The organism is Paraliobacillus ryukyuensis, from assembly GCF_003315295.1.
Lineage (GTDB): Bacteria > Bacillota > Bacilli > Bacillales > Amphibacillaceae > Paraliobacillus > Paraliobacillus ryukyuensis.
Window position 1 is genome coordinate 233,208 of the sequence record NZ_QNRI01000003.1, and the last position, 25,153, is coordinate 258,360.

Genomic DNA, 25,153 nt, shown 5'->3' on the forward strand with positions numbered 1-25,153 from the left:
CTTATCCTTTACCCGAATAAAATGCCTTGACTTGATGCATGGTAAACCTACCCTTCTAACATCCTTATGTACATTATACATGACACATTACATTAGATAACCTATATATGATACTTAACCGATTTTGTTTAAACATAAATAAAGAGGCTGGAACAAAGCTAATTTTTAACTACAGTACACGAATGATTGATGAGAACTTAACCATCGCAACTGGAAATACACTCGTGCTTCTCACACTAGAGTCTCGTATATTTCCAGTTACTTAGTTATGTTTTCTAACTAAAAACGAACGATAGATAAAAAAGTTATCCATCGTTCGTTTATCAGGGCTCTTCATTCACTTTTGTCCCAGCTTCTTTTTCAAGTCAAAACTGTTTTATATTATATTCTTCTTTTTGACACTCCCCCTACAAATTCATCGCTGTCACACCATAAATATCCGGTAGAGCTGTCAGCACAGCAACATCCGCTTCATTTACTGCTTTATCCACTCGTAATAACATAATGGCATCTCCACCAACATCCGCACGACCTACTTGCATGGTTGCAATGTTAATCGCCTGTTCCGCTAATACGCTACCGACTTTTCCGATTGCGCCAGGTTGGTCTTTATGATGAATAAATAACACATTCCCTTGGGGTTTAAAATCAACACTATAATTATTTACTCTTACCACTCGTGCGCCTAGGCCATTAAGTAATGTACCTGCCACGGTTTTGCTACCTGATTTGGTCTTTACTTCGACCGTAATTAAATTCGTAAAACCTCTTGTCGTACTTGTTTTTTGTTCATTAATGACAATCCCACGTTGCTCCGCTAAATAAGCCGCATTGACGTCATTAATATGGTCACCAAAATGACGCTTCAGCATCCCTTTAATCGTGTTTCTTGTCAGTGGCGCTACTTCTACCTCATATAATTCACCAGCATAGTAAATAGTTATTTCTTCAATCACATCATCCGTTACATTGGTTAAAAATAACCCAAGCTTCTCGGCTAAATAAAAATAAGGTTCAATTTTATTCATTAGATCTTTCGGTACGGACGGCATATTTACTGGGTTTTTAACCAAATCACCAGTCAATAAACGCACAACATCATGACTAACATCTATCGCGACATTTTCTTGTGCTTCTACCGTACTTGCACCAAGGTGAGGTGTAGCAATTACTTGAGGCAATTCTAACAGTTTATGATCTGTTGCCGGTTCCTCCTCAAAAACATCTAGTGCAGCTCCTGCAACTTTTCCAGAAACAATTGCTTCATACAATGCCTCTTCATCAATAATACCACCTCGTGCACAATTGATAAGCTGGACGCCGTCTTTCATTTTGGTAAATGCTTCTGTATTAATTAAGTGCTTCGTTTCTTTCAGTAATGGCGTATGAACCGTTATAAAATCTGCAACTTGAACAACTTCTTCTACTGTTCCACGTGAAACACCTAATTGTTCAGCTTTATCGTCTGTTAAAAATGGATCATAAGCCATGACCTTCATACGTTGCCCTTTTGCTCTTAAGGCCACCTCGCGGCCAATACGCCCCATCCCAATCACTCCTAACGTTTTCCCTTTTAATTCCACACCCACATGTGACTTTCTATCCCATTTCTTTTGTAATAACGCATGATATGCTTGGGGAATCTTCCGTGCTAACGCCATCAGCATTGCCATGGTATGTTCTGCGGCTGAATTGGTGTTCCCATCAGGGGCATTGACGACAATGACACCATGCGCTGTAGCAGCGTCTAGATCAATGTTATCAACCCCAACACCTGCTCGACCAATAATTTTCAGCCTTTTTCCATTTGCAATAATTTCTCGTGTTACTTTTGTTTGACTACGTACAAGTAATGCATCATAGTCTACTATTTTTTCTTGTAATTGCGCTGCTGTTAAATCTGTTATCATATCTACTTCGATTTTTTCTGCTTCTCGTAATGGATAAATACCATCTTCACTTAATGGATCACTAATCAATACACGATAGGTCATGCTCTTTCCCCCTGTTTTTTACTTATTATAGATACGACTTCCCGAATACATGTATCTCTATTTTAATTGCATTGCAACTTAAAAGAATGCATTAAAAAACTTTCCACCCTCTACGATTACGTAAGGGGCGAAAAGTTGGAACATCCGCGGTACCACCCTAATTTCACTGTGCGTACACAGCCTTCATTGGATGATGCGTAACGTGCATCACGTGTAGACCTACTGTGCAAATGCAGTTCAACCTACCTACTCTGAAGTGGAATTGATTCGTTTATTCGCTGATTCACACCACCCATCAGCTCTCTTAAGAATAACAATTAATCAACATATCTTCTTCTCAGTATTTTTATTGACAAATAATTTTGAATTTTCATATATCATAGCACGATTTAAAAATATGTCAATACTTTATTCCGAAAATGTGTGAATTTTTCAACATTAGATTATCTTTATTTCTATTGGTGCACCGAATAAATTACCTATACAAAAAACTCCTTAATAATTGAATTATCAAGGAGTTTTTAATAAAACAAGATAAGTATCTAGTAAACTTATAACCAAATAGCTGCACCAGCAGTAATACATAATAAACTAACCCAAACCAAAACTAAAACAGCAATCTTTTCTTTCAAGGCTGATTTGTCCCGCAGATTGAATTTCAAAACAGGCACTGACATAAAACAATAAACAAATAATCCAATCGCTTTATCAACATGCTGCCACCATGGTATCCAAAAATATAAACTTATCAGTCCAAAGATAATAAATAATAGTATTGTAACATAATGCAATTTCCTTAACATTTGTAATCACCAGCTCCAGCGAATTCTTTATTAATAAAACTAATTATATAGAATGGTGCTAATCATAGATTTGCGTACCAATAATTATACACGATTTGTGACCTGAATACCCTGGATATATCTAGGACTTCACCTTGCGTTTGCTACTTGCAATGTTTTTGTCAATGTTATTCAGTGTCATTAAGATAAGTAAAGCAATAAACCAATTATTGCATACATGTTCCATAGAGTGTGAGACAGAATAGGTACAAATTAAACGATTTTATTAATTTGTACAGTACTACGGAAGCTATCCCCATAATCGATGCGAATAACATGTACCCTGTAAGCCCTACTCCAAAATCAAAATTATTAGCTATAAAAATTATGTAGAAAAGCACCAAAATCAGAACCAATTGTATATAGGATTTAACAAAGCTGTTCAACTGCAATTAAAAATGACAATCCACAGGTTGCTAGATATATTGCTGTAACAATTACGGTTACCCTTATGATTGGTTTCAATTCCTTTATATAAAGTTTAATAATTTTAACCACCTCTTACAATACGAGCATAAGAATAGTTAACATATACTTAATTTTTAAGAAGTTTATAATATTTTCACTAAAAAAACATAATATATTAGACTTTTAACATATTACCAATAGATTTACTTACTTCTATGTGTAGTGTCTGTTTATCTAAATTTCAATTAAACGCAAAGTATAAGTGTTAAAATCATGTAAATAGCTCCCCACGCCTGATCTATTATTAATGAATAACAATGCGTAAATAGATGGTATGTCAACACTAAATCGGACAAATTTTTAAAGGTTGCTTAACTTGCATTCAGTCAGTGTTAAATAGTCTAATGATCCGTGAATTCGAATGTGATTGAACCAATAAATATAATCAAGAAGGGCTAGGTCAAGTGCTTGTTGGTCAGTAAAATGAGCCTCTCTGATGAATTCTGTTTTGATCGTTTTGAATGTAGTACCCCAAAAAAGAGCCAGATTGAGGGCATCTAGAGAGTGCTTTTTAATTATGAGGCTTCTTTAATTAGGTTCTTCTAAATCCTCCACTTTCCATTTTACCTCTTCCCAATTTGGATTATTAAAAACGCCTACAGAAAACATATAAGCTGGTTCTATTGCATCTACTTCAAAGGTTACTTGAAGATATACACTTTCTTCTGGATTCAGCTCTAAATCTGAAGGATTCATAGAAGAGAAAAGTTCTCCAGTGTACGAATTAGAACTATTTTCACTAGTTAATGTAAAACCTATATTCGATGCATTCACCTGTTGATCTGTTGCATTGGCTACCTTTACAACAGCATTAACAGCAAAAGGTTTATCTGTCTTTGATTCCCGAAAAATGTTTGTTTCCGAATATGCAGTTTGGAGGGTTATTCCATAATCTTTATCTTTTACCCCTTCTCCGTAGAGATTCAATCCGCTTTCCTGTCTTTTTAACCGTTCTTCTTCTGTTTCTTCAATTCCTTCATCTTCTTTTACAGAACTGTTTACCTTTCCATCATTTTTAACGTTTTCTTGTGTATTAGAATCCTGCTGGCATGCCCCTATAAATAAAGCGGAGATAAGTAGGACAATGATTAACAATATATTCTTTTTCATGTGTCTCCCCTCGTTTTTTAGTCTAGTTTATATTTTACCACATCAAGAAATTTACTTTCTAACTACTTTTTCCTTAATTCTATTAGATTGGTATATGAATAATGATGGATTATTTTTGCGGAAATAAGGTGGGGGACAGCCATTGGCTTCTCAGTTCGGGACTCTAACCCTAAAGTCTGTGCACATGCCCGGCATACAAAAAAAGTTCCGACCATCTTAGTGATGGTCGGAACTTTTACTACATAAATTACTCACTAACATATGGCAATAAAGCCATTTGACGAGCGCGTTTAATTGCTCTTGTTAATTTACGTTGCCATTTTGCAGAAGTACCTGTTACACGACGAGGAAGAATTTTTCCACGTTCTGAAACAAATTTTCTTAACAAATCAACATCTTTGTAGTCGATGTGTGTAATACCGTTCGCTGTGAAATAACACACCTTACGACGCTTTGAACGTCCACGACGAGCTGCCATTTGAAAGTCCTCCTTTATTTTTATTTAGAATGGTAAATCATCATCTGATATATCAATCGGTTCTCCATTGTTTTCAAATGGATTCGATTCATTAGATTGGTTCTGATTCGATGACTGGTTTTGATTATAATTTGAATTATAATCATTTGATCCTTGTCCACCTCTTGATGAACCGGAACCTGAGCCACCTTTTGTTTCTAGGAATTGTACAGAGTCTGCAACAACTTCTGTTACAAAGACACGCTTTCCATCTTGCCCTTCGAAATTTCGTGTTTGAATGCGACCATCCACACCGACTAAGCTACCTTTATTCATAAAGTTTGCTAAGTTTTCTGCGGGACGACGCCAAACAACACAGTTAATAAAGTCTGCTTCCCGATCGCCTTGCTGATTGGAAAACGGTCGATTAACGGCTAAGGTGAAATTAGCTACTGCAGTACCATTTGCAGTATAGCGTAAGTCTGGATCCTTCGTTAACCTGCCGACAAGTACGACACGATTTAACATCTGAATCCCTCCTTATTGGTCGTCTTCACGAACTGCCATATGACGAATAATATCGTCAGAGAACTTCGCTAAACGATCAAATTCATTAATTGCGTTTTCATCGCCTTTGAAATTAATCACTACATAGTAACCATCACGAAAATCATTGATTTCATAAGCAAGACGTTTCTTGCCTTTTTCTTCAACTTTTTCAATTTCCGCACCATTGTCAGTAAGGATATTGTTGAAACGCTCAATTACTGCATTTTGCGCTTCTTCCTCCATGTTTGGGCGGATGATGTACATGATTTCATATTTTCTCATCCGTTTGCACCTCCTTTTGGTCTCACGGCCTATTTCTTTTTGAAATAAGCAAGGAGTAATAATTATTCATTACTCACAATCAAGTATTATACCAAATAATGCGTAATCATGCAAGGTCGAATCAAAAATATATTATTGCACATGCTTATTTACTTTATAATGATCCAGGCTTACGCTTATACGTTAAATCGGAAATGCATTACATCGCCGTCTTTCACCAAATATTCTTTTCCTTCTAATCGAACATTACCTTTTTCTTTTGCTCCATTCATGGAACCTGCTTCAACAAGGTCATCATAAGAAACCGTTTCTGCACGAATAAATCCTCGTTCAAAATCAGTATGAATAATCCCAGCTGCCTGTGGTGCTTTAATACCTTTGGTAAACGTCCATGCACGAACTTCCTGCTCACCTGCAGTGAAGTAAGTAGCTAGTCCAAGTAATTGATAAGTAGCTTTAATCAATTGATCTAAACCTGACTCTTCAATACCTAGCTCTTCTAAGAATTCTGCTTTTTCTTCACCTTCTAGTTCAGCAATTTCAGATTCTACTTTCGCACTAATAACAATAACCTCTGCACCTTCTGTTTTCGCGAACTCTCTTACTTTTTGTACATTTTGATTATTATCCGCTTCAAGTAACTCATCTTCACCTACATTTGCAACATAAAGAACTGGTTTACTTGTTAATAAATGAAGGCCTTTTACAATCTTTTGTTGATCATCTGTAAATTCTACCGATCGTGCTGGTTTGTCAGCTTCCAGTGCATCTTTTAACTTAGATAATACATCAAATTCAGCTACCGCTTCTTTATCTTTTTGTCTAGCCATTTTTTCGACGCGTTGAATTCGTTTTATTACTGTTTCTAGGTCTGCTAGAATAAGCTCTAAATTGATTACTTCAATATCGTCAATGGGGTCAACTGTACCGGAAACATGTGTGATATTTTCATCCTCAAAACAACGTACCACATGACAAATCGCATCTACTTGACGAATGTGAGAGAGAAATTGATTACCTAGTCCTTCCCCTTTACTAGCGCCTTTTACAATCCCTGCAATATCAGTGAATTCAAATGCAGTTGGAATTGTTTTTTTCGGTCTTACTAATTCCGTTAGTTTTTCTAAACGTGTATCTGGTACTTCAACAATGCCAACGTTTGGGTCAATTGTACAAAATGGATAATTTGCTGATTCCGCTCCTGCTTGTGTAATTGCATTAAATAATGTTGATTTTCCGACGTTGGGTAAGCCAACGATTCCTGCTGTTAAAGCCATAAAAACTTCCACTCCTTAAGGATATACCGCTCATATGAACGTTTCAGTCATTCCAATTATAGTTATCGTTAATTTACTTGGCAAGTGCCCAAATGTATGAAATCATACTAATTCTTTAATCTATTTTTGCTTGTTATACTGCCAAAAAGTATTTTTATTCTCACTTAAACTCTATAAAAAATAAAAATAAATATCTATTGTTTCACGTGAAACACGCCACTTTTAATCTATTTCATGTTCTTCTGCTTTCACTAAAATTTTCTTTAGTTTACTTTGAAATTTTTTACGTGGGATCAGAACACTGTGGCCACAGCCTTCACATTTAATTCGTATATCCATGCCCATCCGTATGATTTTCCAACGATTTTCGCCGCAAGGATGGGGTTTTTTCATTTGTACAATGTCATTCAATTGATATTGCTTGTCCATGCTTTGCTCCCTCCTTATGATAAAGCTGTCGATACCTAGTCTATCATCTGTTTATATTTTACCATGTTCATTTAGATTTGTATCGATTTAAGAATGGGTATAATAGCAAACTTGATAAAATATACAGATTTAAAAATCCATACAGCGGATATAAGTATTCAATTAGTGCAGAAAAACCAAATGTGGTTAATGGGATCATACAGCCAATTAACATAAGTGCAATCATCCAAAATGGCAAATTAATTCTATGCTTCACACGCGTAATTAAGCCTAATGTTCCAGACACTGCCGTCGTGAAAATGGCAAACCACAATAATACGGAAATAAAAAGGAACATACTATAAGGATAGTGCTTTAAAATTGCAAAAAGCGGGATTTCATAGACTATAATATCATTTGCAATTTGAACTAAGCTATTGTTATAAAGAAGTGATATACCGCCTAAAATCAAGCCACTTCCAATACTAGCAACTAATACTTCTTTTCTCGATTCAATCTGCTCCCCAACTGCACCTAGTATTGCTACTAAAGGTAGAATATTTAATGCGGTAAATGGAAAAGCCGCGATCCAATTGCTTTGCTTTTGTATATCACCTATTAATGATAAATCTTGCTGTACAATAAATGATATAAGTACACTAAGCAGCCCGACAATTAACAACGGTAAAATAATACTATTTATTGATAATACACCATCAATATCCCAAATAAATACCACCACAACAGGTATGGCAATAAAAACAACCCCCCACCAATATGGCAGTTGAAATGCCTCCATGGTTACTCCACTTCCCGCTAACATGATAATCGTAGTGGTAAATAAATAGACGATTATCATGATGTCATACAACGGTGCAATTCGTTTTCCTACTAAAATCTTTAGCACCGGAAAATAATCCGTTGTTTTATACTGATAGCTAATTAGCAAAATCGTATAACAACAAATAGAAAATAGAATTGCAAATAGCACAATAGCTAGTCCACTTTCTGGACCAAAAAATTGCCACAATTCCCTCCCGGAGGCATATCCTGCACCGATCATTGTACCAACAATTAAGAACATCCATTTAAAACTTGATTTTATCATGGCTTGCCACTCCCATTTTTATTAACAATGTATAGATTTTTGTTTTTTCTCGTATACTAATAAAAATATGTTATTGGAGGCGAAGCTATGAATCTAAAAACACTAACTCCTCAAACAAACGAACAGCGATTTGACTATGACGCTACATTTGTTACTAAAAAAATAGCTGATACACTATATGATTGGTTGCCTAATGAGCCGAAAGAATTTGTCGTTGTGTGTATCGGAACGGATCGATCAACTGGCGATTCACTGGGGCCATTGACGGGTAGCTTGTTACATAAGCGGCGACATGAACACTTTCATGTTTATGGCACATTAGAAAATCCGGTTCATGCTAAGAATTTAGTTGCAACAGTAGAAACCATTCAAACACATTTTGCTGATCCGTTCATCATTGCAGTTGATGCCTGTTTAGGAAGACAGACCTCTATAGGGTCGATTATTGCAAAGAAAGGTTCATTACAACCTGGTGCTGCATTAAAAAAAGATCTTCCACCGATTGGTAATGTGTGCTTGAATGGTGTTGTCAATATTAGTGGTTATATGGATTATATGGTGTTGCAAAGCACTCGTTTACATATAGTAATGGGAATGGCTGAGACGTTAGCTCAGGCGTTGCATTACTTGCATCGCAGACTGATATATCCTTCTAATAAGCGAATAAAAGCTTAACTAAATTGTTGATATATGGCTAATAAGCATCCAACCACCACTAAAGATGGTAATAAATTGGCCAACCTTATTTGGATAATATCTAGCATTTTTAAGCCAATAGCAACAATTAAAACACCACCTACAGCAGTCATTTCCGTAATAAATACTTCTAGAAAAGCATCTGGAATAATTCGCTGTATTGTAGTAGCTAATAAAGCAATACTTCCTTGATAAATAACTACAGGAATGACAGAAAGCATAACACCAAATCCCAATGTGGTTGCTAACACCATTGCAGTAAAACCGTCGAGAATCGATTTAGTGAACAACACTTGATGATCACCGCGAAGACCACCGTCTAATGCACCAACGATAGCCATTGCACCAACAACAAAGATCAGCGTTGCTGTGATAAACCCTTGAGATATTCTAGAATCAGATTTGTTAGTACTTATAAACGTACCGACCCATTCACCTAATTTATTTAAGTAATGTTCAATTTTAAGCATTTCACCAATAACAGCACCAACGATAATACTTAATAAAAGAATAACGACATGATTAACCTGTAAGGCCATTTGTAGACCAATAATTATGATTGAAATTCCGATCCCCTTTAAAATTGTTTCTTTAAACCTATCAGGAATGTTTGTGAAAAATAACCCTATTGTCGTTCCAAGTATAATAGCTAAACCATTGACCAATGTTCCTGTTAATACCACCTTTGCTCCCCCCTGTTTTAATCAATGTTTCACGTGAAACATCTAATTAGATAGAAAAAAGTCTGACAGCTGGTTTACCTAGCTGTCAGACTAGCGTATTACTGAAATAATTCAAGTATTCGATCAAGGTCATCATCAGAAAAGAATTCAATTTCTATTTTTCCTTTTCGTTTACCTTTGTGAATTTTTACTCCAGTTCCTAAATGATCACGCAACAAATTCTCTCGCTCTGCAAGAAAAACATCTTTCTTTGGTTGCTTTTTCTTTTGTATCGGTGTCTTCTCATTTAATCGTGTAATCAACTGTTCAAGCTGACGAACATTAAGTTTTTCTTTTTTTATTTTATCGACGACTGCTGGTACTTTATCTTGGTCCTTCAAACCTAACAACGCTCTACCATGCCCCATAGACAGCTCACCATTATTAATCAATGCAATCACTGGCGCCGGTAATCCCAACAATCGAACTAAATTCGCAATATGTGGTCTACTTTTCCCTAATCGTTCAGAAAGTTCACCTTGGGTAATATTGAATTCTTTCATTAGATTGGCATAGGCTTGTGCTTCTTCAACAGGGGTCAAGTTTTCGCGTTGTAAATTTTCTAGCAATGCTAGTTCCATCATTTTTTGATCGGTTAACTCTTTCACAATGGCTGGTATTTTTTCTAACCCTGCTTCTTTTGCAGCCCTAAACCGTCGCTCACCAGCAACAATTTCATATCCTTTAATGCTCTCGCGTACAATGATTGGTTGGAGAATTCCGTGTTCAAGTATGGATTCTTTTAATTCCTCAATCGCATCTGCTTGAAATGTTTTACGAGGTTGATATGGATTTGGCCGACATGATTGGACAGGTAATTGTTGAATGGCCTCATCTTCCTTCGATTCTATCTCTGGAAAAAAAACATTAATTCCTTTCCCTAACCCTCTCGCCATTTGCGATCACTTCCTTTGCTAAATCAAGATAGACTTCTGCACCTCTAGATTTTGGATCATATATAATGATTGGTTGCCCATGACTTGGTGCTTCACCTAACCGCACATTTCTTGGTACGACGGATTGATACACTTTATCTTGGAAATATTTCTTCACTTCATCTATTACTTGCAAACCTAAGTTTGTTCTCGCATCAAGCATGGTTAACAGCACACCTTCAATGGTCAGTTGTTTGTTGAGATGCTTCTGAACCAAACGAATAGTGTTTAATAATTGACTTAACCCTTCTAATGCATAATATTCGCATTGTACTGGAATCAGCACACTATCAGAAGCAGTTAAGGCATTAAGTGTTAATAGTCCTAAGGATGGCGGGCAATCAATAATCACATAATCATATCTGTCCATGATAGGTTCCAATGCTTTCTTCAACCGCACCTCTCTTGAAATTGTTGGGACAAGTTCAATCTCCGCCCCAGCAAGTTGGATCGTTGCGGGTATTACATCTAAATTTTCTACACTTGTAGGAACACATACTTTTTCAGCTTCTAAGTCCTCTACTAATACATTATAGACACACTGATCCATGTCTGCTTTATTAATTCCTGAACCACTCGTTGCATTACCTTGTGGATCAATATCAACTAAAAGAACTTTATGGTTCATATATGCTAAACATGCACTCAAGTTAACTGCTGAAGTCGTCTTTCCTACACCGCCTTTTTGATTTGCTACGGCGATTACTTTTCCCATGCTGTCACCTACCTAGTTCAAACTCTATAAATTCTATTCTATCATTTTTTTGACAAATAAACATTGAAAATAATAGTTTTAAGCAAAATATCATGCCATTTCACTATATTACTAGAATTGAAGTATAACTATTCAAATGTTATGTTAGATAAATTGAGCTAAACCCGACACTATTTTTCGCAAAAATTCTTATTAACAGATAGCCTATAAGTCAAAAAGAAAATCCCAATCATGATGAAGGGACTTTGTAAGTGTACTATTTTTTCTTCTGTATTTTTATTGTAATTTGATAATAATCATCGTAATCCTGCTCATCTGTTTCTAAATCTATACCTGTGTCACTAACCATATTTAGCGATTGTTTTATCGTATTCATAGCAATTCGCATATCTTTATTAACACCTTTTAATGTCGGCTTTTTCTTTTTAGGTGTTTGGTTTAATAATTTTTCAATGCGATCTTCTGTTTGTTTGACATTTAATTGCTTATCAATGATTTCCTGTAAAACTTTTTCTTGTTTTTCTGGATCTTTAATAACAATTAAAGCCCGAGCATGGCGTTCGGTTATTTTCTTTTCTAAAATAGCTATTTGTACAGATTCAGGAAGCTTTAGCAATCGCATTTTATTGGCTATCGTTGATTGGCTCTTACCAAGACGTTGCGCCAAAGCTTCTTGGGTTAAACCATGCAACTCTAATAACCGACCATACGCCTTCGCTTCTTCAATCACGGTTAATTCTTCTCGTTGCAAGTTTTCAATCAATGCGACAGATGCTGTTTCAGCCTCATTCATTTCTCGAATAATTACTGGCACTGTTTCCCACTCCAAAGAAGTTACAGCACGCCATCTTCTCTCACCAGCAATTATCTCAAATTTTCTTCCTTCGTCATCAGGCTCCATTTTTCGAACAACAATTGGTTGAATCATTCCATGGGTATGGATCGTTTGCGCCAATTCTTCAATTTTTTCTTGTTTAAAAATGGAACGTGGTTGATAACGGTTCGGTGCAATTTCGTTCACTGGAATCTGAATCACTTCATCTGGAACATACTCATCTTCCAATTCTTGCTTGTCACCTATACCAAAAATACGGCCAAATGGGTGCAACATACAATAGACACCACCTTATTCTCTTCCCTATGTAACCCCTTTGTTTTACGCTTTTAAGTCGGCTCATAGAATTTTATAAATGAAGTAATTGGTCTAAAATGTTTCACGTGAAACATTTTAGTTTTCTCCATCAGATAAGTAGTTGTTTCTTATCCACGACGTTAACCTATGTTTTATTTTATCATATAATGTTTTAAAATTGTATGACTTCTGTAACAATTAGTAAAAAAATAGATGGATGTTAAAAAGAGACTTTATTTACTCACAAGTTGCAACAGTAGAGTTTTTGGTCTACTGTTGCACCATTGCTAAGTAAACGTATCCCAACCAACTAGCCATATGAGTTAATCACACCTTACTGTAAAGGAGTTCTATTCGGGACACCCGGTTTTCTTGGATACTTTTTCGACGTTTTTCTTACTTTGTTAAAGACAATAATATTTCTTTCACCACTAGCTTCTGGTAGTTCGAACGTGTGCATAGCGTTAACTTCTCCCCCTAGTAATTCAATACCATTGGTAGCATCTGCTATCTCCGCTTTTGCGTTAGGTCCTTTCATAGCAATAAAAGAACCGCCAGTTTTACACAATGGTAGACATAACTCGCTTAACACAGCCGTTCTTGCCACTGCACGAGCCATCACAACGTCAAAGGAATGTCTGAATTGCTGGTTTTTACCAAATAATTCCGCGCGATCATGATAAAAAGCCACTCCAGTAAGGTGTAAATCCGTTGCTAATTGATTTAAAAAGGTAATTCTTTTTTGCAAGGAATCAACAATCGTCACTTGTAAATGCGGAAAACAGATTTTTAAAGGAATGCTAGGAAAACCAGCTCCCGCACCAACATCACAAATCCGCAGGTCGGATGAAAAATCAAAATAAAAGGCAGCACTAATGGAATCATAAAAATGTTTTAAATAGACCTCTTCTTTATCTGTGATCGCCGTTAGATTCATTTTATTATTCCATTCCACTAAGGTATGAAAATATGTTTCAAACTGTTGCTTCTGTTTTTCAGATAGATTGATTCCTTTTTTACTTAACTCAGTTACAAACGTATCGACATTCATGACTAACATTCCTTTCTAATTACTGCAGGGTTAATCGACTTTTGCAATATTACCTTGTTCAATATAAACAAGTAAAATAGATACATCTGCTGGGTTTACGCCTGATATTCGTGAAGCCTGCCCTACTGACAACGGACGCACTTTTTTCAATTTTTCTTTTGCTTCGGTCGCAATCCCACCAATTGCATCATAATCAATATTTGAAGGAATCAATTTACTTTCCATTTTTTTCATACGATCAACTTGTTGATTGGATTTTTCTATATATCCTTGATATTTAATTTGTATTTCGACTTGTTCTTTGACGGCTTCAGACAAGTCGGTTGGTTCCACTAATGTTTCAATAAACGCATAATTAATTTCTGGGCGTTTCATTAGATCAAGTGCTTTCGTTGGCTCTTTTAATGGTGTTGCACCAATATCTTGCATGGCGGTTGTTAAAGCTTCTGAAGGTTTGATCGTTACTTTAGCTAACCGTTTTTTCTCTACGTCCACTTGTTCTTGTTTTTCAACAAAACGATCGTAACGTTCCTCCGAGATTAATCCTAATTGATAGCCGATTGCTGTTAGACGCATATCGGCATTATCATGGCGTAACAATAAGCGGTATTCCGCTCGTGACGTCAACAAGCGATATGGCTCATTCGTACCTTTTGTCACAAGGTCATCAATTAATACACCAATATAAGCTTGGGAACGATCTAAAATTAACGATTCTTTCTCTAGTGCTCGAGCAGCTGCGTTAATTCCTGCCATAATCCCTTGTCCAGCCGCTTCTTCATAACCAGAAGTACCATTAAGTTGACCAGCTGTAAATAAGCCAGGGATGTTCTTCACTTCTAAAGTAGGCCATAATTGTGTTGGTACTACAGCATCGTATTCAATCGCATAACCCGCACGCATGATTTCTGCCTCTTCTAAACCTGGAATGGAGCGAAGCATGTCACGTTGTACATATTCAGGTAATGAGGTTGATAAACCTTGGACATAAACTTCTTCGGTGTTACGTCCTTCTGGTTCTAAGAAAATTTGGTGCCGAGGTTTATCATGGAACCGAACAACTTTATCTTCAATCGATGGACAATAACGAGGTCCTGTTCCTTTAATCATACCAGAATACATAGCTGATAATCCTAAATTATCATCAATGATTTGGTGCGTCTGTTCATTGGTATAAGTTAACCAACAAGGTATTTGATCTACAATTGCATCGACAGTTTCATAAGAAAAGTGGCTTGGATTCTCATCCCCTGGCTGAATTTCGGTTTTGGAATAGTCCACTGTATGGCTATTGACACGTGGGGGTGTTCCTGTTTTAAAACGTACTAAGTCAAAGCCTAATTCTTCAAGGTGCTCGGATAATTTCACCGAGGCACGTTGATTATTTGGGCCACTCTCATAGGATAAATCTCCAATAATGACACGTCCACGCATAAAAGTTCCGGTTGTAATGATAATGGATTTTGCATAATAAGCCGCTTTTGTTTCCGTAATAACACCTTTACACTCACCATCTTCCACAATTAATCGTTCTACCATTCCTTGGCGTAATGTTAAATTTTCAACATTCTCTAGATATTGTTTCATGGCTTGAATATATAAAGGTTTATCTGCTTGTGCACGTAAAGCGCGAACAGCAGGACCTTTCCCTGTGTTAAGCATCCGCATTTGAATATACGTTTGATCAATCACTTTCCCCATCAAACCACCTAATGCATCAACCTCGCGGACAACCACACCTTTCGCTGGTCCGCCAATCGATGGGTTACACGGCATAAAAGCAATCATATCTAAATTTAAGGTAAGCATTAATGTTTTGGCTCCACGCTTAGCCGCTGCATTTGCAGCTTCCACACCAGCATGACCGGCACCAATAACGATTACATCAAAATGTCCCGCATCATAAGTCATTTTCATTCTCCTTTATTTGTTTACTTTCCTTCGTAGCTACCTGTGTCATTTTATTTTCCTAGACAGAACTGGGAGAACAACTGATCAATCAAACTATCTTGCACTGTATCACCAACGATTTCTCCAAGTAGTTGCCATGTTCGTGTGACATCAATTTGCACTAAATCAATCGGCATACCATCTCGCATCCCTTGCATCGCATCTTCTAATGCGATTAATGATTGCTTCAACAATTGAATATGACGAACATTAGAAACATACGTTAAATCATTAGCTTCTATTTCACCTGCAAAAAACGTATTTGCAATTGCTTGCTCTAATTGATCAATTCCCTGTTCTTCTATTAGCGCTGTCGACACCACAGGATGTTCACCTGCCAATGCCTTTACTTTGTCCAAGTCTAATTTTTGTGGTAAATCTGTTTTATTAACTAATACAATAAATTCAAGATCCTGCACCAACGTAAATAACTGTTCATCTTCTTTGGTTATTTCTTCGTTGTTATTAAGAACAAGTAAAATTAAATCTGCTTCTTTCAATACTTGTCGGGAACGTTCTACACCAATCTTCTCAACTATATCTTCCGTATCTCGAATACCAGCAGTATCTACAAGACGAAGTGGTACCCCTCTTACATTGACATATTCCTCTATTACATCGCGTGTCGTTCCTGGAACATCTGTAACAATGGCTTTATTTTCGTGGACTAAAGCATTCATTAGCGACGATTTCCCGACATTCGGGCGGCCAATAATTGCCGTAGAAATACCTTCACGTAATATTTTTCCTTGCTTTGCCATTTGTAATAGACGCTCAATCTCAACATGTACTTGTTCCGTTTTTTCAAGCATCATGTGATGCGACATCTCTTCTACATCATCATACTCTGGATAATCTATATTTACTTCTACATGGGCAACAGTTTCAATAAGCTCCTGACGTAATCGCTGAATTAGTTTTGATAATTTACCATCTAACTGCTTAATTGCTACATCCATTGCTTTATCTGTTTTAGCACGAATTAGATCCATTACTGCTTCTGCTTGTGATAAATCAATTCGTCCATTTAAAAATGCACGTTTGGTGAACTCACCAGGCTCTGCCAAACGTGCTCCCATTTGTAACGCTAGCTCTAATAGGCGGTTTACTGAGGCTAATCCACCATGACAATTTATTTCTACCACATCTTCTCTCGTAAATGTTTTTGGCCCTCGCATGACACTTACCATCACTTCTTCCACCACTTGTTCTGAACTTGGATCAACAATTTTGCCATAATGAATCGTATGGGAATCGACTGTAGCTAAATCTTTTCCTTGAAAGATGCCATTAGCAAAACCAATCGCTTCTTCTCCACTTAATCGTACTATGGCAATTGCTCCTTCACCTAATGGCGTCGATATTGCTGCAATTGTATCTTTATCCACCCGCTTCACCTCCACTTTCTTTTCTAGCTTCCTATTTATTCATAACCAGATCGTTTATTTATAATACTTGTCATCAACTTACTAGAATATCACATAATAACATCATTTGAAAAGCATTTCAGTTTTATTATCCACAGGTGTATAACTAAATCCTAACGATGAACCAAAACTTATCCACAAGTGCTCAAATGTAATGGTTTTCCACTTGTGTATAACCCGCACTTTTTTTGAAAATAAGACTAAAATTAACAGAACCTGTGCTGTTTCGGTATAGCTTTCTGCTTATTTTAACAGATTATTTTTCAATTTATGACCCTACACACATACCATTTACATAAAATAAGAGACCCATTCAGCGATGAATAGGTCTCTTATTTTTAATACTGTTTATTTTTTTACTGGTTTAATCACGACATAACGATTTGGATCTACACCGTCGGAATACGTATGCACATTTGCTTCACTTTGCAACACGTTATGAATAATTTTACGTTCAAATGATGGCATCGGCTCTAGTGCCACATGTTTGTTTGTTTTCAAAGCCTTATCAGCTAATCGTACAGCAAGTTGCTCTAAAGTTTGTTCTCTTCGACTACGATAACCTTCTGCATCAACAGTTACTTGGTATCTTTCCGTTGTCACTCGATGAATAAAAAGTTGGGTTAAATATTGTAATGCATTTAACGTTTGCCCGCGTTTTCCAATGACCATCGCAATATTTTCTCCACTTAAATCAAAGATTACATTTTTTCCGTTGATCGTGTGTTCAACCAAAATCGGTTTATCTGTAAAATTAGTCATTATCTCGTTTAAATAAGTTTCTGCTTGCTCAATCGGATTCGGTTGAACCGTTACTTTTACGACTGCTGGTTTTGATCCGAATAAACCTAAAAGTCCTTTTTTACCCTCATCAATAATTTCTACATTGACTTGGTCCTCTGTGATGTTTAACTGCTTGAGTGCTGATTGGACCGCATCCTCGACTGTTTGTCCAGAAGCAGTTAGTTGTTTCACTATTTATTTCCTCCCGCAGTTGATTCCTTATTCATCATCGGCTTACGAATAAGTAACGTTTGTAAAACCATAAACACGTTACCTACTACCCAGTATAACGCAAGTGCTGATGGGAAGAAGATCGCCATCACACCAATCATGATTGGCATCATATACAACATCATTGTCATTTGTGGCATTGCCGCATTTTGTGTTGGATTTGTTCCACTCATCATTAGTTTCTGTTGTAAAAACGTTGCTCCTGCTGCAACAATCGGTAGAATATAGAATGGATCTGGCTCACTTAATTGGAACCACAAGAAGCTACCATCATCTAAATGTGGTGTCCGCATAATCGCATGGTAAAATGCAATTAAAATAGGCATTTGCACAAAAATTGGCAAACATCCTGCCATCGGATTTACGCCATTTTTTTGGAATAATTCCATTGTTTCTTGTTGTAACTTTTGCTGTGTTTGTGCATCTTTTGAACTATATTTTTCTCGCACTTTTTGCAATTCTGGTTGAATATCTTGCATTGCTTTTGAACTTTTTAGTTGTTTAATATTCAAAGGCAACAAGAACAAGCGAATGATAATGGTGACTACCACAATCGATAAACCAAAACTACCGTTGAAAAAATTTGCTACTTGAATAATTACCCAGGATAACGGAAAGACAAAATATGAATCCCAAAATCCTTCACTTTCACTCGTAATATCTACATCCATGTTACCACAGGCAGAGAGTAGCACTAATAAGCCAATTAAGGTCGCAACTAACAAGACCTTCTTTCGCATGATCTTCCTCCTTCACCACACTATTACAAATATGTAAATTATTTTTAATCGTTTATTTATCCTATACGGAAACATCATAATCATACAAAAAAAATAAGCTAAGGTAAATAGGTATCACTATAATAGATCAAGGTTATTTTGTTTTTTGATAGCGTTTTAATAATTCTGTTTTCGACAGAACATGCATTAAACTCTTTTTGATCCCGTGATATTCCATATCTTTAGTCGGTATACGTGCGATAATTACCATATCAAACGCAGGATCAATCTCTTCTTTCAATTCTAAGAAAGTCTGACGCAAGTAACGTTTGATACGATTTCTCACCACAGCATTACCTATTTTTTTACTTACTGATAAACCAATGCGAAAATGATTGTATTGATTATTTCTAACAAAATATATTACCAGTTGTCGATTTGCAAACGACTTCCCTTTTTTAAAAACATGTTGGAATTCTTCATTTTTTTTTATACGATACATTTTTTTCATGGAATGTTACCTCCATTTACATGCCTTTTCCAATCAAAACATTAATGTAGTATCACAAGAATAGTATAATGCATACATTCTTGTGATACAAAGGTTGTCCAAATTGGAAAAAAGACCACTGACATCATCTCAGTGGCCTATGCAGATAATACTTTTCTTCCTTTTTTACGACGACGAGCAATTACTTTACGTCCATTTTTCGTACTCATACGAGAACGGAAACCGTGTACTTTTTTACGTTTACGTGTATTTGGTTGAAATGTGCGTTTCATTTATACAACACCTCCCTGAGGAATTTATCTAATTTTTATCATAAAAAGACAGTCTAACACATTATACGGAACAATGCTATCTTCTGTCAACAGCCAACCCTAAAAGAGACAACAATAAAATAGATACATATATTATACTATCATATGTTATAGTATAGTAAATTACTGAAATTATACATAGGGGTGAACCGTTTTGTCATTAAAAAAAATCTTTTATCTCTTTGGTTTCATTTATCTAGGATCTTGGCTATTTCATTTTCTAACCCATCTAGGCTACTATGACTCAAAATACTTACTTACAGGTGCTTCATTTGTTGTGGTATCTACCCTGTTATTTTTTGGCGTTGTCTATTTATTTTATAAAAAAGACTCTAGTAACAAGATTGTACATGGATTATTGGTGTTGACGAGTTTAGCTTCTATCGTTACAGCTGTTGTTCTTGCATAGACGAAATTTTCTTTATCATTCAATATTGACATTTATTTTTATCCAATGAATCACTTCTACATAATTGAGCCTTTTGGGCTCTTTTTTTTTCTTCTCATCCATTTTTCCTTCTACACTTTCTTCTCTATCTATAAAAATCATTTCGTAATTGTTTTTTGCGACTTCGATTTTATACACATTCATTTTTTCATTGAATGCTTCTCTCCTTCTCTATTATTTGATTTCATTCGCCTAAACACGTGCTTTTTCTCTTATCCACAACCCTTGTGCAACATTTTTTTCGTTATTTAATCAATCCACAACAATTATCTACAAATTACACACAAAATCTAGTGTTGTGGATAAAAAATATCTACAAGGTGTAGGTTGTGTGGATAACTGTCGAAATACCCTTGCTTTATCCGCATTTATTTGATATCATATTTATGTTTTTACATGTGAAAAAAAGTAGTCGGAAAACAAAGTATCCACAGTCTGTGGATAACGTGTGGACATTTGTTCACACGGTTGTTTATTCATTTATACACAATGTTGTGGGTAATTTTCATAACTTGTTTATACCCTCGTCCTTGTGCATAATAACTATCCACAAGGTTGTTATTATCGTTACCTTTCGATCTCTTACTAAAATGAGCAGATTGCGAGAGGTTTTTTATTTCTATAATTACGAACGAATGAACTTTATCCTCGCTAATTCATTCAAGCTATGTTGTGGCTAGAAAGGGGTGAATCACATATGGAAAACATCGAAGAACTTTGGACAAGTACACTAACTAAAATTAAAGAGAAAGTAAGTAAACCTAGTTATGACACATGGCTTAAAAACACAAGCGCAGAAAGTATTACAGAAGACACATTAATTGTATCGGCTCCAAATGAATTTGCCAGAGATTGGCTGGAAAGTAGATACACACAGTTGATTTCTGATGCTTTATTTGAGGTAACCGGCGCAAAATTACAAACTAAATTTGTGATTCCAGAAACCGAAAACCCATTAGAAGAGAATCCACCCACAAAAAAGATACCGGCAATAAAACCGACGGACACAAATGGATCAACAAAAACAATGTTGAATGATAAATATACATTTAATACATTTGTTATTGGTTCCGGTAACCGGTTTGCACATGCGGCCTCATTAGCAGTTGCTGAAGCCCCTGCAAAGGCTTATAATCCGTTGTTCATTTATGGTGGGGTTGGACTCGGAAAGACCCATTTAATGCATGCGATTGGCCATTATGTGTTGGATCACAATCCTGCTGCTAAAGTTGTTTATTTGACTTCTGAAAAATTCACAAATGAATTTATTAATTCGATTCGTGATAATACAGCAGAGAATTTCCGTAACAAGTATCGAAGTATCGATGTCTTACTGATTGATGATATTCAATTCTTAGCTGGAAAAGAACAAACGCAAGAAGAATTTTTTCACACATTTAATACATTGCATGAAGAAAGCAAACAAATTATTATTTCAAGTGATCGACCGCCTAAAGAAATACCCACCTTAGAAGATCGCTTGCGTTCTAGATTCGAGTGGGGATTAATTACTGACATAACCCCTCCTGATTTAGAAACACGGATTGCGATTTTACGTAAAAAAGCAAAAGCGGAAGGCTTAGATATTCCGAACGAAGTTATGCTTTATATTGCCAATCAAATTGACACCAATATACGGGAGCTTGAGGGTGCACTTATTCGTGTCGTTGCTTACTCCTCTTTAATAAACAAAGATATTGATGCTTCTCTAGCAGCTGAGGCATTAAAAGATATTATTCCTAATTCACGACCTAAAGTGATTACAATTGCCTCAATCCAAGAAGTGATTGCGGAGAAATACAATATTAAACTCGAAGAATTTGCTGCCAAAAAACGTACTAAATCGGTAGCTTTTCCACGCCAAATTGCTATGTATTTATCTAGAGAATTAACCGATTATTCCTTACCCAAAATTGGAGAAGAATTTGGCGGCAGAGATCATACAACCGTAATCCATGCACATGAGAAAATTTCTAAAATGCTCACTCAAGATGAATTACTTACACAAGATATTGATGAGATTAAAGAAAAATTGAAATCAGTGTAAGCATATTTTTTTGCAATTATGTCTTAATCGAAATTAAAAATATTGTAAGCACGGTTGGTACACATGTGTATAACGTGGATAAAGGGTGCAGGTTTGTCAACACGTTATGCACATGTGTATAAGTGGGGCTCTGTGTCTTTCACTTCACTTATCCACATAATCACAGGCCCTATTACTATTACTACGAATTTTATTAAAAATAATTAATATATATTACTTCCTTTAGGAGGATTTTATTTATGCGTTTTATTATTCAACGTGATCAATTAATGGAGAGTATCCAACATGTGATGCGCGCTATTTCAGCTCGAGTTACCATTCCAATTCTTTCTGGAATTAAAATTGAAGCTACAACAGCTGGCATTAAATTAACTGGTAGTGATTCAGATATCTCAATTGAATCCTTTATACCCAAAGAAGAAGATGGCATAGTACATGTCGAGGAAATCGAAGCAGGTAGTGTAGTAGTTCAAGCAAAATATTTTCCTGATATTATCCGTAAACTACCGTTAAAAACGGTTGAAATTATGACAGATGAAAATGATCAAGTAACCATTCGGTCTGGTGGAGCAGAATTTCATTTAAATGGACAAGATACCGTAGAGTATCCACAATTACCAGTATTACACACAGAAAATAGTTTCGAAATTAAAAGTGATGTGTTAAAAGATTTAATCAAGCAAACTGTCTTTGCTGTATCCACAGTAGAAACAAGACCCATATTAACTGGTGTTAATATGAAACTGGAAGATGATTTTTTACATTTCGTTGCTACAGATAGTCACCGTCTTGCATCAAGAAAATTACCAATGGAAGCGACTAGTGACCAAATTAACTTCACAAGTGTTGTTATACCCGGAAAGAGTTTAAGTGAATTAAACAAAATCCTAGAAGACTCTGAAGAAAAAATATCGATTAGTGTTACTGAGAATCAAATTCTTTTCCAAACCAATCATCTGTATTTTCTATCACGATTATTAGATGGGAATTATCCAGAAACATCCAGATTAATTCCTGATCAAAGTAAAACGATTGTGTATGCGAAAACAAAAGAATTGTTACAAGCGATTGATCGTGCTTCTTTATTAGCAAAAGAAAATCGAAACAATGTGGTGAAATTGCAAACAAAAGAAAATAATCAATTAGAAATAACAAGTAACACACCTGAAGTTGGTGAAGTAGTTGAAGGATTATCCACTGTTGGAAAAGAAGGAGAAGATTTAAAAATCTCTTTTAGTGCTAAATACATGATTGATGCTTTACGAATTATTGAAGAAGAGCAAGTAAAAATTGAATTCACAGGCGCTATGCGACCATTTATTATTCGCCCGATGGACAATAATTATATTTTACAGTTAATCTTACCGGTTCGAACGTATTAAGTCATTTATGCCCCTAGGAAAAAGGAGTTGTCGTAAAACAACTCCTTTTTTCAACCTAACACCCAACATATCCACAAGGATTATTCTCGAAGCTTTTACTTCTTATAAAATTTTTAGTAAAATAAAAGAAAGTCATCCTAATGAACGGTTTGCTTACCAAAAAAATATATTTCCAGTTATAGTTGGATAAGTAACTATTAGCTTTAGTCAGGAGGAATTACGTGAATAAAGAAACCATTTTTATACAATCAGATTATATTCAACTTGGGCAATTGCTCAAACTTGCGAATATCGTAGAAAGCGGTGGAATGGTTAAACCTTTTTTAGCGGACTGTGATGTTTTTATTAACGGAGAACAAGATCAACGCCGAGGTAGAAAATTATATACAGGCGATGTGGTTGAAATTCCAGAAGTCGGCATATTTGAAATTGCGCAAGAAACAAAGTAATTACTGTGATCGGTTAGAAAGGGATTAATGATGCATATTCAGAAATTATCGCTTACGAATTATCGCAATTATCAAGATTTATCTGTCTCGTTTGACGATAAAGTAAATGTAATTATTGGTGAAAACGCCCAAGGGAAGACAAATTTAATGGAAGCCATCTATGTATTAGCTTTCTCCAAATCGTATCGCACGCCTCGTGACAAAGAACTTATCCAATGGAACGAAAACTATGCTAAAATAGAAGGGAAGCTCTATAAACGTAAACAAAGCTTTCCATTAGAAATCCAATTCTCCAATAAAGGAAAAAAGGCAAAGTTAAATCATTTAGAGCAACGACGTTTAAGCGATTATATTGGAGCTTTAAATGTCGTCATGTTTGCCCCTGAGGATTTAAATTTAGTAAAAGGAAGTCCTCAGGTAAGAAGACGTTTTATCGATATGGAAATTGGCCAAATCCAACCCATTTATATTTATCATTTAGGTCAATATCAAAAAATATTAAAACAACGTAATCATCTTTTAAAAGATTTACAACGACGAAAAACAACCGATCGAACGATGCTAGAAGTATTAACCGAGCAACTTGTTGAACATGCTAGTTTCATTGTGGAAAAGCGCTTTTTATTTCTAGATCTCTTACGACAGTGGGCACGTCCCATTCATCATGGCATCAGCAGAGATAAAGAAACCTTGGAAATTCGTTATTCAGCAACAGCTGAGGTATCAGATACGGAAGATAAGGAGAAAATAAAAGATAAGTATCACAATAGTTTTCGGGAAATCATAGAAAAAGAAGTTGATCGAGGGAGCACATTGATCGGTCCGCATCGTGATGATCTTACGTTTTATGTTAACAATAAAGATGTCCAAATTTATGGTTCACAAGGACAACAACGTACAACAGCCTTATCGTTGAAATTAGCTGAAATTGAGTTGATTCATAGTGAAGTAAATGAGTACCCCGTCCTTTTATTAGATGACGTCTTAAGTGAACTAGACCATTATCGTCAATCTCATTTATTACATACGATCCAAGGTAAGGTACAAACCTTTGTTTCAACAACAAGTATTAGTGATATTCAGCATGATACCATTCGTCAGGCTGAGCTTTTTCATGTAGATAATGGTTCTATCATTCAGTCTTGAAAT

At 35.8% G+C, this 25,153-nt stretch carries 26 protein-coding genes, 1 pseudogene and 1 other annotated feature; of the genes and pseudogenes, 6 read left to right on the forward strand and 21 right to left on the reverse strand.

The features are described 5' to 3' along the window. Positions 1-407: 407 nt before the first annotated feature. From serA to DES48_RS07350, 10 genes and pseudogenes are all read right to left on the reverse strand, one after another. A complete protein-coding gene (gene serA, locus DES48_RS07305) occupies positions 408-1,994 on the reverse strand; it encodes a phosphoglycerate dehydrogenase (protein ID WP_113868099.1) in 1,587 nt (528 codons plus the stop codon). Between the two features lie 120 nt (positions 1,995-2,114). Continuing rightward, positions 2,115-2,342 (reverse strand) — a binding site (T-box leader). 203 nt (positions 2,343-2,545) lie between these two features. Then, complete coding sequence (locus DES48_RS07310) at positions 2,546-2,797, reverse strand: hypothetical protein (protein WP_079710102.1); 252 nt, start codon at positions 2,795-2,797, stop codon at positions 2,546-2,548. An 807-nt stretch (positions 2,798-3,604) separates the two neighbouring features. Next, positions 3,605-3,769: pseudogene (locus tag DES48_RS07315) on the reverse strand (IS3 family transposase); the annotation flags it as partial. A gap of 63 nt (positions 3,770-3,832) precedes the next feature. Next, positions 3,833-4,414 (reverse strand): hypothetical protein, encoded by a 582-nt coding sequence (locus tag DES48_RS07320; RefSeq protein ID WP_079710100.1) that lies wholly within the window; start codon positions 4,412-4,414, stop codon positions 3,833-3,835. Positions 4,415-4,661: 247 nt separating this feature from the next. Then, entirely contained in the window at positions 4,662-4,892 is a 231-nt protein-coding gene (gene rpsR / locus DES48_RS07325) for a 30S ribosomal protein S18 (protein WP_079710098.1), read from the reverse strand. A 24-nt stretch (positions 4,893-4,916) separates the two neighbouring features. Further along, positions 4,917-5,399 (reverse strand): single-stranded DNA-binding protein, encoded by a 483-nt coding sequence (ssb, locus tag DES48_RS07330; RefSeq protein WP_079710082.1) that lies wholly within the window; start codon positions 5,397-5,399, stop codon positions 4,917-4,919. A 12-nt stretch (positions 5,400-5,411) separates the two neighbouring features. Next, positions 5,412-5,702, reverse strand: a complete 291-nt coding sequence (gene rpsF / locus DES48_RS07335) for a 30S ribosomal protein S6 (RefSeq protein ID WP_079710081.1) — start codon at positions 5,700-5,702, stop codon at positions 5,412-5,414. A 176-nt stretch (positions 5,703-5,878) separates the two neighbouring features. Next, positions 5,879-6,979, reverse strand: a complete 1,101-nt coding sequence (gene ychF, locus DES48_RS07340) for a redox-regulated ATPase YchF (protein WP_113868101.1) — start codon at positions 6,977-6,979, stop codon at positions 5,879-5,881. 222 nt (positions 6,980-7,201) lie between these two features. Further along, positions 7,202-7,408, reverse strand: a complete 207-nt coding sequence (locus DES48_RS07345; protein WP_079710079.1) for a DUF951 domain-containing protein — start codon at positions 7,406-7,408, stop codon at positions 7,202-7,204. Between the two features lie 67 nt (positions 7,409-7,475). Then, positions 7,476-8,495 carry a YkvI family membrane protein gene (locus DES48_RS07350; protein ID WP_113868103.1) on the reverse strand — a complete coding sequence of 340 codons (1,020 nt, stop codon included), beginning with the start codon at positions 8,493-8,495 and terminating at the stop codon, positions 7,476-7,478. 87 nt (positions 8,496-8,582) lie between these two features. On the opposite strand from DES48_RS07350, the gene yyaC reads away from it, so the two are divergent. Beyond that, positions 8,583-9,170, forward strand: a complete 588-nt coding sequence (gene yyaC / locus DES48_RS07355) for a spore protease YyaC (RefSeq protein ID WP_079710077.1) — start codon at positions 8,583-8,585, stop codon at positions 9,168-9,170. On the opposite strand, the gene DES48_RS07360 is transcribed toward yyaC, so the two are convergent. The 11 genes from DES48_RS07360 to rpmH form a co-directional block, all read right to left on the reverse strand. Continuing rightward, on the reverse strand, positions 9,167-9,874 hold the full coding sequence (locus DES48_RS07360; protein WP_113868105.1) for a DUF554 domain-containing protein: 708 nt from the start codon (positions 9,872-9,874) through the stop codon (positions 9,167-9,169). The genes yyaC and DES48_RS07360 overlap by 4 nt on opposite strands. Positions 9,875-9,972: 98 nt before the next feature. Next, positions 9,973-10,809 carry a ParB/RepB/Spo0J family partition protein gene (locus DES48_RS07365; protein WP_113868107.1) on the reverse strand — a complete coding sequence of 279 codons (837 nt, stop codon included), beginning with the start codon at positions 10,807-10,809 and terminating at the stop codon, positions 9,973-9,975. Then, positions 10,781-11,563 carry a ParA family protein gene (locus DES48_RS07370; protein WP_079710074.1) on the reverse strand — a complete coding sequence of 261 codons (783 nt, stop codon included), beginning with the start codon at positions 11,561-11,563 and terminating at the stop codon, positions 10,781-10,783. The genes DES48_RS07365 and DES48_RS07370 overlap by 29 nt, the downstream gene beginning before the upstream one ends. A gap of 256 nt (positions 11,564-11,819) precedes the next feature. After that, positions 11,820-12,674, reverse strand: a complete 855-nt coding sequence (gene noc / locus DES48_RS07375) for a nucleoid occlusion protein (protein ID WP_113868109.1) — start codon at positions 12,672-12,674, stop codon at positions 11,820-11,822. A gap of 355 nt (positions 12,675-13,029) precedes the next feature. After that, on the reverse strand, positions 13,030-13,746 hold the full coding sequence (gene rsmG / locus DES48_RS07380; RefSeq protein ID WP_113868111.1) for a 16S rRNA (guanine(527)-N(7))-methyltransferase RsmG: 717 nt from the start codon (positions 13,744-13,746) through the stop codon (positions 13,030-13,032). Positions 13,747-13,776: 30 nt separating this feature from the next. Further along, on the reverse strand, positions 13,777-15,657 hold the full coding sequence (mnmG, locus tag DES48_RS07385) for a tRNA uridine-5-carboxymethylaminomethyl(34) synthesis enzyme MnmG (RefSeq protein ID WP_113868113.1): 1,881 nt from the start codon (positions 15,655-15,657) through the stop codon (positions 13,777-13,779). A 50-nt stretch (positions 15,658-15,707) separates the two neighbouring features. Beyond that, a complete protein-coding gene (mnmE, locus tag DES48_RS07390; RefSeq protein ID WP_113868115.1) occupies positions 15,708-17,084 on the reverse strand; it encodes a tRNA uridine-5-carboxymethylaminomethyl(34) synthesis GTPase MnmE in 1,377 nt (458 codons plus the stop codon). Positions 17,085-17,471: 387 nt separating this feature from the next. After that, positions 17,472-18,098: an RNA-binding cell elongation regulator Jag/EloR gene (gene jag / locus DES48_RS07395; RefSeq protein ID WP_113868117.1), complete on the reverse strand. Its 627-nt coding sequence runs from the start codon at positions 18,096-18,098 to the stop codon at positions 17,472-17,474. After that, the gene (gene spoIIIJ / locus DES48_RS07400; protein WP_113868119.1) at positions 18,098-18,877 is read right to left on the reverse strand and encodes a YidC family membrane integrase SpoIIIJ; all 780 of its coding nucleotides are present in this window, start codon (positions 18,875-18,877) and stop codon (positions 18,098-18,100) included. Before spoIIIJ ends, jag begins: the two co-directional genes overlap by 1 nt. Before the next feature lie 133 nt (positions 18,878-19,010). Beyond that, on the reverse strand, positions 19,011-19,367 hold the full coding sequence (gene rnpA / locus DES48_RS07405; RefSeq protein WP_079710067.1) for a ribonuclease P protein component: 357 nt from the start codon (positions 19,365-19,367) through the stop codon (positions 19,011-19,013). Positions 19,368-19,504: 137 nt separating this feature from the next. Beyond that, complete coding sequence (gene rpmH / locus DES48_RS07410) at positions 19,505-19,639, reverse strand: 50S ribosomal protein L34 (RefSeq protein WP_079710066.1); 135 nt, start codon at positions 19,637-19,639, stop codon at positions 19,505-19,507. Between the two features lie 193 nt (positions 19,640-19,832). Here rpmH and DES48_RS07415 point away from each other — a divergent pair, with 193 nt between their 5' ends. From DES48_RS07415 to recF, 5 genes are all read left to right on the forward strand, one after another. Next, positions 19,833-20,087 (forward strand): hypothetical protein, encoded by a 255-nt coding sequence (locus tag DES48_RS07415; RefSeq protein ID WP_113868122.1) that lies wholly within the window; start codon positions 19,833-19,835, stop codon positions 20,085-20,087. 736 nt (positions 20,088-20,823) lie between these two features. Next, positions 20,824-22,173: a chromosomal replication initiator protein DnaA gene (gene dnaA, locus DES48_RS07420; RefSeq protein ID WP_079710064.1), complete on the forward strand. Its 1,350-nt coding sequence runs from the start codon at positions 20,824-20,826 to the stop codon at positions 22,171-22,173. 239 nt (positions 22,174-22,412) lie between these two features. Then, entirely contained in the window at positions 22,413-23,555 is a 1,143-nt protein-coding gene (gene dnaN, locus DES48_RS07425; protein ID WP_113868124.1) for a DNA polymerase III subunit beta, read from the forward strand. A 221-nt stretch (positions 23,556-23,776) separates the two neighbouring features. Next, on the forward strand, positions 23,777-24,004 hold the full coding sequence (gene yaaA, locus DES48_RS07430) for a S4 domain-containing protein YaaA (RefSeq protein WP_079710062.1): 228 nt from the start codon (positions 23,777-23,779) through the stop codon (positions 24,002-24,004). Between the two features lie 30 nt (positions 24,005-24,034). Next, a complete protein-coding gene (gene recF, locus DES48_RS07435) occupies positions 24,035-25,150 on the forward strand; it encodes a DNA replication/repair protein RecF (RefSeq protein ID WP_079710061.1) in 1,116 nt (371 codons plus the stop codon). The last annotated feature ends 3 nt before the right edge of the window (positions 25,151-25,153 follow it).